This is a genomic window from Natrinema hispanicum (assembly GCF_900111485.1).
Classification (GTDB): domain Archaea; phylum Halobacteriota; class Halobacteria; order Halobacteriales; family Natrialbaceae; genus Natrinema; species Natrinema hispanicum_A.
In genome coordinates this window covers 247,537-260,922 of record NZ_FOIC01000003.1, presented here as the reverse complement: position 1 = coordinate 260,922, position 13,386 = coordinate 247,537, and the positions used below count along the sequence as shown (strand labels likewise).

Genomic DNA, 13,386 nt, shown 5'->3' with positions numbered 1-13,386 from the left:
TGCTGCGCCGCCGAAGCCATCGTTAGTCCGCGTTCCCTTCCCCTTCGGTCACGATCACCTTCGAGACGCCTTGCTCGAGTCTGATCTCCGTCGGTAACTCGACCGTGCTGCGTTCGATAAATCGCGTCATGAACCACCGAACCGCCTCGGCGGGAAAGACGAGGTGGTAGACTCCCTCACCTTCCTGGCGAACGTCGAGAAAGCCACAGAACGACAGCCACTCGAGGAGGTCCCCGACTTCCTCGAACCGAGTCGCGTACTCGTGGGCATGGTAGTCGGAGACACGATCGGCAGCTTCGACGAACGCTGGATCGGGATCGCCGCCGTTGTAGCAGTAGCCAAGGAAGGCATGGAGAAAGTCGATGTCAAGCAGGACGTGTTCGCCCGAGGAGAGCATTTGATAGTACTGTTCTAAGTTATCGCTTGGGCCTCCATCGGCTGCCTCGAAGTTCGCCGCATAGAAGGTCAAGGCACGGCGGACGACCTCGCTCTGTCCGTTCCCCGTCTCTGCGACCAGCGTCTCGAGAGCCGTCGTCGAATCGTCGTCGAGCGATACCGTTACGCGCTGTGTCATAGTCACACAGGCGGACCCGAGACGGATATCGTTCACGCACTCGAGCGATCGCTGTCGGGCCGATGACGGACTCACTCGGTCCGTAACTCGACTGTCAGCGTGCCGTCTGTGACGGTCACGACGTACATCGTCGCGCGGTCGGCAGGTGCCGCGCCGGTCGCGCTGCCGGGGTTGAGTACCCGCAGACCGTCGATGGTCGTGTCGACGACCTCGTGGGTGTGGCCCGCGACGGCGACCGGCTCGGCGGTGACCGATTCGGCTCTGGCGGTCTCGACGACCCGTCGCTGCCAGCCCGCCGGCGAGCCGGCCCCGTGGGTCACCGCGAACGTCACGCCGCCGATCTCGAACGTATCCGTGTGCGGGAGACCGAGCGTCGGCGGATCAGTGTTCCCTCGGACGGCAGTTAGCTCACCGTTCGCGAGCGCTGCGATCCGGTCGTAGGCCCGCTGTGAGTCGAAATCACCCGCATGAATCGCGTGGTCGGCTCGCTCGAGTTCGTCGCCGACCCAATCGGGCACGGCGTGTTCGCGGGAGGGAACGTGCGTGTCGGAGACGATCGCGACTCGTGGCATATGCGGTCCGACGACGGCCAGTCCCGAAAGCGATTCCCCCCGCGCGCTCCTGTCCCCGCGTATGAACGACACATCGGACGGAGGGAGCGATGCCGATGGCGACGGATCGGACGGAAGTCACGTCGTCACCGCGTTTCTCCGACACCGCGGCGAGATTCTGCTGTTGTGCCGGAGCGAGGCAGTCGGCACCTACACCGGCCAGTGGGGTGGCGTCTCCGGCTTCGCGGAGGGCCAGCCCGACGAGCAGGTTCGCGTCGAGCTCCGCGAGGAAACCGGCCTCGAGCCCGATGCCGTCTCGTTGGTCCGCTCCGGGCGGCCGGTCGAATTCGAGGATCCGGATCTCGAGCGTGCGTGGGTCGTCCACCCCTATCTGTTCGACTGTGCGACCCGCGAGATCGAACTCAGCGAGGAACACGACACCGCCGAGTGGGTCTCCCCGACGACCATGCTCGCGGGAGTCGGCGACGACCGCGAGACGGTGCCGAAGCTGTGGGCCGCCTACGAGCGCGTCGCCCCCACCGTTCGGTCGATCGCGGCCGACGACGACCACGGCGCTGCATACCTGTCGGTGCGCACGCTCGAGGTGCTGCGCGATCGAGCGGGGCTGCTCGTTGCCGAGCGACGCGCGGTCGGCGCTGATCCCGACGGCGAGTGGGACGAACTCGCCGAACTGGCCGGGCGGCTGCTCGAAGCCCGGCCGTCGATGGCCGTCCTCCGCAATCGGGTAAACCGGGCGATGGCCGACGCGGATGGTGAAGACAGGGACGCACCGGCCGTCCTCGAAGCGGCGCTGTCGGGGATCGACCGCGCGCTCGCAGCCGATACGGACGCTGCGGCAACCGCCGCCGAGCGTCTCGATGGCAGCGTCGCGACGCTCTCGCGGTCGGGGACCGTCCTTAAGACGCTCCAGCAGGGTGCGCCTGCCCGGGTGTTCGTCGCGGAATCGCGGCCGGCCCGCGAAGGGATCGCTGTCGCAGCGGACCTTGCCGAGACGACCGACAGCACGGTCACGGTGCATACCGACGCGGCGGTCGCGCACGTGCTCGCACGCAACGACATCGATCAAGTGGTCGTCGGTGCGGATACCGTCCTCCCCGACGGTGGCGTCGTGAACAAGACCGGGACACGTACGCTGGCCCTTGCTGCTGCACACGAGGGAATTCCAGTCTCGGTCGTCGCGGCCACGGACAAGATCTCGACCCGCGACGACGTCAACCTCGAGTCCGGCGATCGATCCGCGGTTTATGACGGCGACGCAGCCGTCGACGTGTCGAATCCGACCTTCGACGTGACACCCGCCGACTGCGTGACCGAAGTCATTACCGAGCGTGGGGCGTTCGAACCCGGTGCCGTTGGGGATGTCGCCGCGGAGTTGCGCGAACTCGAGACCTGGCGTGACGACGGGGGCCCGACGGATCCGGAAGCGACAGATCGAAACCCCTCGAGGGAGTAGCGTCGGGTGGCGGCCGTGACGAAGTGTTACCCCCACTGAGCCCCTTGTGACGAGGGATTTTCCCCGAGCCGCCATTCTACTGACCCGCGGAGTCCAAAGTAAACACAGAATTCAGTACGTAGCGTCCGCTATCCCGCCCGGAACAGGGCGGTTTACCCCCAGATCGTGGCGTTCCCGACGCAGTAGAACAACGCGATCCAGCCGACGAAAAGTCCCGCGACCACCACCGCGAAGTCCGCCAGACACGTTCCGACGATGACGCAGTAGCCGATCCCGATTGTCAGCAACAGCAACGAGACGCCGAACAGAACGTGACACCGTCGCGCTACGTTCGGTTCCATGCACCACTGTATCACGATCGACTGTAAATATCTATGTCAGATGTGTGTGATATTGATGGCAGTCATAATTCGTCGGGGACCTGCCTGTGTAACACGGGCTCCGGTCGGAGCGAATCACGACGATGGCTGCTCTCAGTGTCACTGACTGTCTGGGTCCACACTGCTTGCACGGCCGCTGATAATGGGCTGTTGTTCGTGGACACAAAGCTTCAACCCGGATTCGTGCGTAGCGATGCCCATGACATTCGAACTCGAGCGACTTGGCGTCCACGAGTCAGTCGACGCTGTGTTCCCGCCGGCGGAACTCACGGACCTTCTCGCCGACCTTCCGATCGACGTCGCGGTGGTTGACGACGACGGCATTGACGACTGTGACGCGGTCGTCACCCTCGCCTACCGCGAGGCGTTCCTCGAGTTGGACTGGATTCACTCGATTCAGGCGGGATTCGATCGATTTCCGCGTGACGTCCTCGAGGACCACGATGTGATCCTCACGAACAGCGCGGGCATCCACGACCGGACCATCGGTGAGACGGTCGCGGGCTACCTCCTCATGTTCTCCCGGCGACTCCACGACTACGTCGCGAACCAGCAACAGCGTCGCTGGGAGCGTCCCGAGTGGGACGACGCCTTTACCCTCCCGGGGTCGACGGCCTGTGTCGTCGGAACCGGAACCCTCGGGAGCGGCGTCGCGGAGACGCTGGGCGCGCTCGGGGTTCACATGACAGGGGTTCGGCGCTCCGGCGACCCCGTTCCCGGCTTCGACGAGGCATACGCGAACGACCGGCTGCTCGAGGCGATCGGCGACGCCGACTTCGTGATCGTCACCGTTCCGTTGACCGACGAGACTCATCATCTGTTCGACGCGGATGCATTCGATGCGATGCGCGACGACGCCTACTTCGTGAACGTCGCCCGTGGCTCGGTCGTCGACGAACCGGCCTTAATCGACGCGCTCGAGGCCGGCGAGCTCGCGGGGGCAGCGCTGGACGTCTTCGAGGAGGAACCATTACCCGAGGACTCTCCGCTATGGGGGATGGACGAGCTCATCGTTTCGCCACACGCTGCGGCCTACACGCGGGACTACTTCCGGGACGTCGGCGAGATCGTCCGTGAGAACGTCGAGCGGCTCGAGACAGGAGCGGAGTTCCACAACCGCGTCGTTTGACGGCACTGGTTGTCCGATGACTGGGAGGGAGCACCACCGCAGTGACGATTTCGGATTCTGTGGCCGAGCACACGGCTCGAGTATTACGAGAGCCGTGTAACCCGGGGAAGGGCAGGCTTTTTACAGTAATCAACCGCGAGCGACCGTAGGGAGTGAGCGGGCCGACGACCGATGTGTAGGGACGTTTCACGTCCCGAAACGGAGGGAGGAGTGCTTTTCATCAACGCTAAGCGGGATCTTCGATCCCGCGAGGTCCGAGAGAGCTTCGCTCTCTCGAGATTTTGCCTAGGGCGCGGTTTTGCCGCGCCCGCAGAGCAAAAGGTTGGTTTAGAAGAATTTGAACAGGTCGTCACGGTTCTGCTCGTGCAAATGCTCTCGAACGGCCTCGTGCAGCGGCTCGAGTTGGCCCTTCTTCGCACTGATCGGCGCGATGACTTCTTGCCACTGTTTCCACGGTGGATACAGGCCGAGGCGGTCACAGAGTTCGTTCAGCCGCTCGTCTTCGTCGTCGACTTTGTCCATCTTGTTGACGGCGACGACGGTGGGGATGTCCAACTCTCGCAGGAAGTGGAACATCTCGACGTCGTAGGGGATCTCGTCGGGACCGGAGTGGCGGTCGATGATGTCGATGACGCTCTTGCCGTCGACGACGAGGACGGCGACGAGGATGTTATCGGCGTATGCCTCGAGATAGTGGACGATCTCGGTCTTGATTTCCTCGCGGAGGTCCTCGTCGACGCCGCTCATGAAGCCAAAGCCGGGGAGGTCGGTGATGACGAAGTCTTCGGGTGCCCAGTCGTAGTGGTTTGGCTCGCGGGTGACGCCGGGTTTGCCCCCGGTGTCGAAGCTGTGGCCGGTCAACTCGCGCATGAGTGTGGATTTGCCCACGTTCGAGCGACCGACGAGGGCGACTTCGGCCTCCCGATTGGGGCGGGTATCGAACTCGATCATACGGGTCCGTAGGCCGGTGTGACCTTTATAGGCGTTGTAACTGGAGCCGACCGCTCGAGGGCGTCGTCTCGAGGTCGACGTGGCGGCTGTCGCGGGCGGTCTGGACACCGACCCAGGCCAGTGGCGATCCTCCGGCAAGCATCGCTGCGGCGACGAGCCACGCCGCCGTCCCACCGTCGACGAGTGCGGATCGGATCGCAGAGAGCGTGACGACGCCAAAAGCGGAGCGATCCGTCGTTTCATGCCTAAACCTAACTAATTTGACACAAGTGGGTTTTGCGAGCGACGAACGGGTTCTCGAGCGACGATCCGACAGACGATCCGTGACAGAATGCCCCGAAGTTATACCCCCGGGGTCCGTCACCCCTCGACGTGCGGCTCGTACAGCTGACGGTCCCGACGGGCAAGCGTCAGGCGATCCTCGAGACGCTCGACGAGCGGAAGATCGACTACGTCGTGACCGACGAGAAGAGCAGTCGGGAGTATACGGCGGTCGTCTACTTTCCGCTGCCGGATGCAGCCGTCGAACCGGTCTTAGACGAGATCCAGGAGACGGGAATCGACGAGGACGCATACACGGTCGTCGTCGACGCAGAGACGGTCGTCTCCCGGCGGTTCCAAGCGCTGCGCGAGGAGTACGAGGACGGCGACGTCGGCTCGGACCGAATCTCGCGCCAGGAGCTACAGGCGGAAGCTGACGATCTGACGCCGAGTTTGCCCGTTTACGTCGTGATGACGGTCATCAGCGCCATCGTTGCGACCGCGGGGCTGTTATTGGACTCGCCGGCGGTCGTCGTCGGCTCGATGGTGATCGCGCCGCTGATCGGCCCGGCGCTGGGGGCCAGTGTCGGGACCGTCGTCGACGATGAGGAGCTGTTCACCGAGAGTGTTTCCTACCAGATTATCGGCGTCGTGCTCGCCATCGGAGCGGCCGCGATCTTCGCGCTGACCGCCCGCACGACGAACATCATTCCGCCGGGGCTCGTCCTGTCAAATGTCGGGGAGATATCCGAGCGGCTCGCGCCGGACCTGCTGTCACTCGTGATCGCACTCGGCGCGGGCGTCGCGGGCGTCGTCAGCATTGCAACGGGCACGTCCGTCGCGCTCGTCGGCGTCATGATCGCAGCGGCGTTGATCCCGCCTGCCGGCGTCGCGGGGATCTCGCTCGCGTGGGGTCAACCGACGGCTGCGATCGGCGCGACGGTGCTCGTCCTCGTCAACCTGCTCTCCGTGAACCTCGCCGGCCTACTGACGCTGTGGTACGCCGGCTACCGGCCGGAAAACCTGTTCTCGCTCGGTGAAACGGAACAGCGCGTGCGAAAGCGGATCATCGGGCTCGCGCTCGTCGTCCTCCTCTTTGCGGTGTTTCTCGGCGGAATCTCGTATGCCTCCTACGAGACCGCAACCTTCGAACAGGACGTCAACGACGAAGTTCAGCAGGTGCTCTCACAGGAGCGATACGAGGCCTACGAACTGCTCGAGGTCGACGTCGTCTTGGATACCGATTATCCGTTCCGCAACCCACAGCGGGTGATCGTGACGATCGGCGGCCCACCGGATGCGTCGGTACCCGAACTGGCCGACACCCTCGATGAGCGGATCAACGCCCACGCCGACGGGTCGGTCAGGGTCCAGGTCAGATACGTCGAAATCCTCGAGCGATGATCTCGCTGCCCGTCTCGTCGATTATAAAAGCGGCGTGCTCGACCGTGCCGGTTAGCCGTCGAACGGCAGTTCGGGTTCGTAGCCGATCGCCTCGACGGCGGCCTCGAGCACCGTTTCGACGTTCGAATCGGTCGTGACGCTCATGGTGTAGTCAGCGGCGACCGCCTCGTCGAGCTCGTCCGTCTCGAACCGGTCTGCCTTGTTCGCGACCGTCAACACCGGCACGTCCTCGAACTGGGCGGCGATCGAATCCCGAAGCTCGAGCTGTGAGTCGATCGGGTAGCCGCATTCGCCGGTCGGATCGACCATGACGAGCATGCAGTCGGCGAGATGCTCGATGGCGCTGACCGCCTGCGATTCGATCGCGTTGCGATCCTGTGGCGGGCGGTCGAGCAGGCCGGGCGTGTCGACGATCTGGTAGCGGATGTGATCGTGCTCGAAGTGACCGAGCCCGATTCCTTTGGTCGTAAAGGGATACGACGCGGTTTCGCCGCGGGCGCTGGTGACGTCGTTGACGAACGAGGACTTGCCAACGTTGGGGTAGCCGGCGACGACGATCGTCGGCTCGTCGGGGTTGATCTCGGGCAGGTCCCGCAGGTCGTTGCGCGACTCGTTGATATACAGCAGGTGGTCGTCGATCTGCTCGACGATGTCCGCGAGCCGGGCAAAGGCCTGCTTGCGGTGTTTGCGCGCGGTGTCGACGTCGGTCTTGCGCAGTCGCGGCTGGTACTCCTCGTGGATCTCGCGGGCTTTGCGGCTGGCCCACATCACTTCCGAGAGGCTCTGGCGAAGCTTGTCGACGTCGACGATCGCGTCCGCCAGCTCGTAGTAAAACGGGTGGGCGTCGTACTCGAAGTCCGGCCACGCCGTCACCACGTTCTCTAAGTTGTCGGAAATGATGTTTGCCGCCGTCTGGAGCATCGACTGCTGGGCCTCGAGGCCGCCTTTGGCCTTGCCGGCCCGCGCTGCCCGCGAAAACGCCTTGTCGATCAACTCTTCCGACGTGGGCGTCGTCGGAAGGTCTTCGAAAATCATGCTCCGTTGTAGATGCCGCGACCATAAAAGGGCGTCCGTTGGCCGCCGTCAGCTTATGCCTGCTGGTGTGCTAGCGTTCACTATGACTGACTGGCGTGCCGTCTTCATCGGGTTCGTTGTCATGACTGTTGTTGGGATCTTCGGGCTCGTCGTGCCGGGCATCGGCCAACTCGCTGCGGGATTGTTCGGCGGCTTCGTCGCCGGCTACATCGCTGGCGGTGGGCTCGGCAGCGGCTTCTGGCACGGGCTGCTCGCGGGCGCGCTCGGCGGCATCATCGGCGGGTTGCTCGTCGGTGTCGCCGTCGGCCTCGCGGGTCTCGCGCTGGGTCCTCTCGGCGGCGCGATCTCCGGCGCTGCCGGGCTCGGTATCTTCATGTTCGCCGTCACGATCTCGCTGATCATGGCACTCGAGAGCGCGATCGCCGGTGCCGTCGGTGCGGCGCTCAGTGCCTGATCACCGACTAAAACGAGGTCGCCTCGAGTGTGCGTTCTCAGGCCGATGCCATCTCCCGACAGCTTTCGGCACACTCCGGCAGGATCTCCGCGCAGGCCTGGCAGTGGTCGTGGTCGTGTTGCTCACACTCTTCGGCACACTCCTCACAGAGGTCCGCACAGAGCTCGCCCAGCTCGTCGTGATACCCCGAGTTGCGGGCCATGAATCGCGCGTGCAGCGACGCAATGTCGGCCACGTCGCGACAGAGCCGAATACAGCGGGCCATCTCCTCGCCGTCGTCCGCACAGGCGTCGGCACACCACTCACAGACCTGAGCGGCCTCAAGGCAGTGGTCGATACACGTCTGCATCTGTTCGTCCGAATGCGCGGTTTCGAGTTGTTTGATCGCCATCACCGATGCGTTACTGCCCCAGTCGATTCAACGCCGTCGTGGACACTGCAAGCACGGTGGCGGCTCCGACGGAATACGAACTCGTAGCGCTCGAGCCGGCTTCAAGTGGCCTCGTCCGACTCAGCGCCGAGCCTCGAGTTCTGCCTCGAGATCCGCTAAGTCCATGTCTTTCATCGAGAGCAACACGAGCAGATGATAGATGATGTCGGCCCCCTCGTGGGCGATTTCCTCGCGGTCGTCGTCTTTGGCCGCGAGGACGAGTTCGGTGGACTCCTCGCCGAGTTTCTCTAACACCGCGTTCTCGCCTTTCTCGTGGGTAAACAGCGAGGCAGTGTAGGAGTCTTCGGGCAACGTTTCCTTCCGGTCTTCGATGACGGCGAACAGTTCTTCGAGTATTTCGTCCATTTACAGCTCACCAGACACGTTGCGGAGGTCTTCGAGGTCGGCGAACTTCTCGCTGTCGTCTCGGCCATCCGCAAAGACCTCGTCGGTAACCTCGATCGGCGCGTTCGTTCGGGCCGCCAGCGCGAGCGAATCGCTCGGCCGGGCGTCAATAACCGTCTCGCCACGGGGCGTTTTGAGGTGGAGATCGGCGATGTACGTGCCGCCCTGCCCGTCTTCGCGGGCCTCGATCTCGTTGACGACGACACGGTCGATTCGGCTGCCCAGTTCCTCCATCACGTCCAGTAACAGATCATGGGTCAGCGGCCGACCAATGTCCTCAGCCTCGAGTCCACGGGCGATACTCGTCGCCTCATTAAATCCGATGAAGATCGGCACGACGTCGTCTTCGCCCTCGACGGCGAGGACGACAACCGGGACCGGCCCCTGTGGAGTCCCCGCGACGCGCACCGCGTCGATGGATGCCTGCATACCCCTACTGTGGGGTGGTAGGGGCAAAACACGTCCGGTCGCGAATGCATGCACGATGGCTCCGCTCGCTGTCTCGGCCCAGCATGCGGGGGCATCCGATCCCTGCTCATCGATCGAGCACGACGGGTGTCTCGCGTTCACGCTCGAGATTGAAAATTCGCCAGACACCGTCTTCGGGTCGCAGCTCGTACGATTGCGTCGCCTGATCCCCGTTGCACTCTCGGGTCAGCTTCAGCACGACTCGATCGTCGTCATCTCGAACGCGCTCGATCTCCCCGGCGATCGACAACTCGCCGTGTGAGAGGATCAGCTGCTCTTTGTGCGAGAACTCGTCGGCGAGCGCCCGGGAGTGGTACAGTTCGTGAGCCCGGTCGCCCTCGCCGTCGGCAAGCAAGTCGACAAACAGCCGGACGACGTCCTCGGGCGAGCGCTCGCCTGCCTGCTCGTCGACTATCCGATCGTCGTCGTCCGATTCGGTCGCGACGTCGACGCTTCGGAGAAGGTGGCTGTACTCGCTTGTCTCGAGCGGATAGAGCTGTCGCGTGCTGATATCGGCCTCGATCGCACGAACGACGTGTCGCATCTCGATGCATTCGTCGCGGGCGGCCATGATCGCCGCCATCCGGCTAATCTTCGCGATCTGGCCGCCTGTTAGCTCGATGGCTGCGAGGAGGTCGTACTCGAGGTCGCCGGTCGGTGCGTCGTCGGGGAAGGCGGTCCGCCAGATCGCTTCACGAACCGGCGGCTCGGGCGTTGGGAACCACACAGTGTGGTCGATCCGGCGCTCGAACGCGTCGTCGATGTTGGCTGCATTGTTCGTCGTTAGCACGACGACGCCGTCGTAGCGTTCGATGCGCTGGAGCAGGTAGTTGACCTCGGCATTGGCGTAGCGGTCGGTCGCGTCGGTTACGTCCGCACGGTCGCCGAAGACCGAATCCGCCTCGTCGAACAGCAGGATCGCGTTCGACTGGGCGGCAGCCTGAAAGATCCGTTCTAAGTTCTCCTCGGTCTCGCCGATATACTTCGAGACGACCGTCGAGAGGTCGATCTTGTACAGCGCCATCCCAACGTCGGCAGCGAGCACCTCTGCGGCCATCGTCTTTCCCGTCCCCGACGGCCCTTTGAAGAGCGCGACCACGCCGGTAGCTCGCGATCCGCCCGCATCGAAGCCCCACTCACCGTAGATGCGCGCCTGCTCTGTAATGTGGTCACGTACCAGCCGTAGTTTGCGGTCGGTTTCCTCGCGAAGCTGGATATCGTCCCAGTCGCTTGCGGGCTCGATCCGCTGGGCGAGGTCGTCGAGGCCGTCGTCAGACTGGGCGCGACAGCCGTCGTAGATATCTGCAGCGGTGAGGTCGTCACCGTCGGCCAGCGACCGGGCCGTTGTCAGCGCCCCCTCGAGTTGGCCCTGCGTAAGATCGAACGTGCCAGCCAGTGCCGCCGGCTCGACGTCGTCGGGCAAGGCGTTGGCGTGGTCCTCCCAAAACGCTAGACGCAGGTCGATCGAGGGCCGTGGGAACTCGAGGATGGCGTCAATATCGACGGTTGTTCCCGTCGGTCGCCACGCCGCAGTCCCAGTCACGAACAGCGGTGCCGCGAGGTCGGCAAATCGGTCGAAAATCGTCTCGAGCGTGTGCGCGGTCTCCCGCTCGCGGAGCGCGTCGGCGTTCGTGAGGTGGACCGGACAATCCTGGAGCAGTGCCTCTCGATGGAGGCGCTCGAGTACGTTCCCATCCCCCTCACCGCCCTCGTTCGTCTCGAGGATCGCCGGCAGTGACGCACGGAGCAGTCGATCGTCTGCCAGCGCCTCGATCGCGCCGTTGCGTTCGCTACCACCAGGTCCGTGGAAGTAGTAGCGGCCGCCGGCCGCATCTGTCGCTGCCAGCGACGTGAGTCGGTCGCGGACGTGTGGTTCGAGGCGAAGCTCCTCGAGGGATTGATCGGGCGGTATGAGGGTTGCGACCTCTTCTAGCGCAGGATCGAGATCGACGTGTCCCTCGAGATACGAGACGAGTCGAGGATCGACGGTTACGAGCTGATGCTGTCTCGAGTGACTCGGTTCGACTGGCGCTGAAAGCGCCACCAGATCGTGCTGGCGAAGCGGCGATTGCTGCCCCACCAGGGCGGTTGCAGCAAGCCGCTGCGTCTCGGTTTGGGAGAACAACTCGCCGATCAGGCCGACTGTCGGGTGCGTTATCGCGTTGCCGTGTAGGTCACGGAAGAACCGCTGGTAGTCGGCGTCGAGTTCGGGTGCGAGTGCCAGCATGAACACGTCGAGGTGCGCTCGAGACAGTCCGAAGCGATCGGCCAGCCGCTGTAGCCGAAGTGCAACGTCTGGGGACGACTGCTGACAGCGCTCGTCGATCTGCGCTGCGCGGTCGGTGAGATGATGAACCGTCTCGGCCGGCAGTCCGTATGACAGAGCCACAGGCTCGTCTGCCGATTCGACCTCGGTCACGGTCGCCGACGTCTCTCCCGTTGGAATCGTGTCCGTGGTTTCCACGCACGCCTCGAGGAGGGCTCCGATTCGCTCGAGTTCGTCCAACAGATGCGCTCGTGTGGTCTCGTAGGCCATTCGATCGATATGTAGACCAATACAGTACCCGCTGATAAAATTTAGCCGTGGTGAAGTAGTAAATACTAATACTTCGGGGATAAAATGAGTGACTATCACAGCGATGGGACGATATGCTCAGCGATCGCAGCGATCGTCCGACGAGTCGACGTCGTCGACGCCGCTTTCGATCCGACAATCATTGGACTCAGATAGCTCGATCCAACGGCCGAACGACACGACAGCAACCGATGCAGAGATGCCCAAATCGATCGGCGGATTCGGTGCTGCCGAACGGCTGCAGCGAGCGAAAGGTCAGGCCGGATCGGCCACCGAACGGGTACCGAGCGGTTCGTACCCCAGTGCTCACTGGAACGCCGGACGCAGTGCTCCGATGTCGCTCCAGCGAACCACGGCGGCGGCACGAGATACGAGTCCAGCAGGTGAGACGCAGGTTCCCGACTCGGTTCGGGACGTGATTTCCTCGCCCGGCCGGTCGCTGGATCCGTCCATTCAGCGCGCGATGGAAGATCGGATGGGCGACTCGCTCGGTGACGTCCGGATTCATATCGGGCCGAAGGCGGCGCAGGCCTGCGAGCAGATTAACGCGCGGGCGTTTACGGTCGGCAATCACGTCGCGTTTAATTCAGGTGAGTACGATCCCGACTCGCCGGAAGGCCAGCACGTCTTAGCCCATGAGTTAGCACACGTTCGACAGCAAACCGGCGGAGCGATTTCGATGTTGCCACAGGAGGATCTCGGTCTCGAGATCGATCCCGATCCACAGTTAGAGCGGGAAGCTGAAGAGACAGCTCAGCGGGTGATGGAAGGGGGTGAGTTCGGCATTCAGCGGATGGCCAAGACCGAGGTACATCTGCAGCGATACCCAGGCAAATCATTCGTCCAGAAGGGCAAGGACGTGCTTGGTAACGACCCTGCACCGGAGATGACCGACGTTCAGGGGAAAGGTCAGATCGCTGCCAAGGTCGAAGCGCTGGCTGAGAACCAACAGAAACTGTTCGCCGAGGTCAAAAACACTGGCCAGTCTACCGCCGAGAAGGTCGGCGTCGAAACTGGCAAAGGAACGCTGGCGGCGACTGGCGGACTTGTCGGGACGGCACTGATGGGCCCAGGGGTTGGCACACTTGTTGGCGGATTCGCCGGTGGCGCAGTGGGTGGCATCTACGAACGTCTCTTCGATGATGGCACGCAGGCGATGACCAACGCTGCCGAGTCGGCCAGCGATTTGCTCACCGTCATTGACCAGCGTGTCAAAGATGCTATGGAACGGTACACCGGAGAGGATACTGTACCTGGCGACTCGACTGGAGATGCGAAGAGTAGGAGGTGATACG

Annotated in this window: 14 protein-coding genes; 5 read left to right on the top strand and 9 right to left on the bottom strand. The window is 63.5% G+C overall.

Annotated features, from left to right (window positions below):
• Positions 1–22: 22 nt before the first annotated feature.
• Positions 23–574, bottom strand: coding sequence for a ribbon-helix-helix protein, CopG family (locus BSG09_RS04775; protein WP_092930690.1), 552 nt, complete (start codon positions 572–574; stop codon positions 23–25).
• Between the two features lie 71 nt (positions 575–645).
• On the bottom strand, positions 646–1,146 hold the full coding sequence (locus BSG09_RS04770) for a metallophosphoesterase family protein (protein WP_092930688.1): 501 nt from the start codon (positions 1,144–1,146) through the stop codon (positions 646–648).
• A gap of 61 nt (positions 1,147–1,207) precedes the next feature.
• Between BSG09_RS04770 and BSG09_RS04765 the strand changes: the two genes are divergently transcribed.
• Positions 1,208–2,599 (top strand): eIF2B alpha/beta/delta subunit family protein, encoded by a 1,392-nt coding sequence (locus BSG09_RS04765; protein WP_092930686.1) that lies wholly within the window; start codon positions 1,208–1,210, stop codon positions 2,597–2,599.
• A gap of 152 nt (positions 2,600–2,751) precedes the next feature.
• Here BSG09_RS04765 and BSG09_RS04760 read toward each other — a convergent pair whose 3' ends face one another.
• On the bottom strand, positions 2,752–2,940 hold the full coding sequence (locus BSG09_RS04760) for a hypothetical protein (protein ID WP_092930684.1): 189 nt from the start codon (positions 2,938–2,940) through the stop codon (positions 2,752–2,754).
• A 238-nt stretch (positions 2,941–3,178) separates the two neighbouring features.
• Here BSG09_RS04760 and ddh point away from each other — a divergent pair, with 238 nt between their 5' ends.
• Complete coding sequence (gene ddh, locus BSG09_RS04755; protein WP_092930682.1) at positions 3,179–4,108, top strand: D-2-hydroxyacid dehydrogenase; 930 nt, start codon at positions 3,179–3,181, stop codon at positions 4,106–4,108.
• Between the two features lie 327 nt (positions 4,109–4,435).
• On the opposite strand, the gene engB is transcribed toward ddh, so the two are convergent.
• Positions 4,436–5,059 (bottom strand): GTP-binding protein EngB, encoded by a 624-nt coding sequence (engB, locus tag BSG09_RS04750; protein ID WP_092930680.1) that lies wholly within the window; start codon positions 5,057–5,059, stop codon positions 4,436–4,438.
• A 372-nt stretch (positions 5,060–5,431) separates the two neighbouring features.
• On the opposite strand from engB, the gene BSG09_RS04740 reads away from it, so the two are divergent.
• Complete coding sequence (locus BSG09_RS04740) at positions 5,432–6,724, top strand: TIGR00341 family protein (RefSeq protein WP_092930678.1); 1,293 nt, start codon at positions 5,432–5,434, stop codon at positions 6,722–6,724.
• A 51-nt stretch (positions 6,725–6,775) separates the two neighbouring features.
• On the opposite strand, the gene BSG09_RS04735 is transcribed toward BSG09_RS04740, so the two are convergent.
• On the bottom strand, positions 6,776–7,759 hold the full coding sequence (locus BSG09_RS04735) for an NOG1 family protein (RefSeq protein WP_092930676.1): 984 nt from the start codon (positions 7,757–7,759) through the stop codon (positions 6,776–6,778).
• Between the two features lie 82 nt (positions 7,760–7,841).
• On the opposite strand from BSG09_RS04735, the gene BSG09_RS04730 reads away from it, so the two are divergent.
• The gene (locus tag BSG09_RS04730) at positions 7,842–8,213 is read left to right on the top strand and encodes a DUF5518 domain-containing protein (protein ID WP_092930674.1); all 372 of its coding nucleotides are present in this window, start codon (positions 7,842–7,844) and stop codon (positions 8,211–8,213) included.
• Between the two features lie 37 nt (positions 8,214–8,250).
• Here the strand turns inward: BSG09_RS04730 and BSG09_RS04725 are convergent, their stop codons facing one another.
• The 4 genes from BSG09_RS04725 to BSG09_RS04710 form a co-directional block, all read right to left on the bottom strand.
• Complete coding sequence (locus BSG09_RS04725) at positions 8,251–8,604, bottom strand: four-helix bundle copper-binding protein (RefSeq protein ID WP_092930672.1); 354 nt, start codon at positions 8,602–8,604, stop codon at positions 8,251–8,253.
• 120 nt (positions 8,605–8,724) lie between these two features.
• On the bottom strand, positions 8,725–9,009 hold the full coding sequence (hisE, locus tag BSG09_RS04720) for a phosphoribosyl-ATP diphosphatase (RefSeq protein WP_092930670.1): 285 nt from the start codon (positions 9,007–9,009) through the stop codon (positions 8,725–8,727).
• Positions 9,010–9,477, bottom strand: coding sequence for a bifunctional nuclease family protein (locus BSG09_RS04715; RefSeq protein WP_092930668.1), 468 nt, complete (start codon positions 9,475–9,477; stop codon positions 9,010–9,012). It abuts the gene before it with no gap.
• 106 nt (positions 9,478–9,583) lie between these two features.
• Positions 9,584–12,052, bottom strand: a complete 2,469-nt coding sequence (locus BSG09_RS04710) for an ATP-binding protein (protein ID WP_092930666.1) — start codon at positions 12,050–12,052, stop codon at positions 9,584–9,586.
• 103 nt (positions 12,053–12,155) lie between these two features.
• Here BSG09_RS04710 and BSG09_RS04705 point away from each other — a divergent pair, with 103 nt between their 5' ends.
• The gene (locus BSG09_RS04705; RefSeq protein WP_463508177.1) at positions 12,156–13,382 is read left to right on the top strand and encodes an eCIS core domain-containing protein; all 1,227 of its coding nucleotides are present in this window, start codon (positions 12,156–12,158) and stop codon (positions 13,380–13,382) included.
• Positions 13,383–13,386 lie beyond the last annotated feature (4 nt).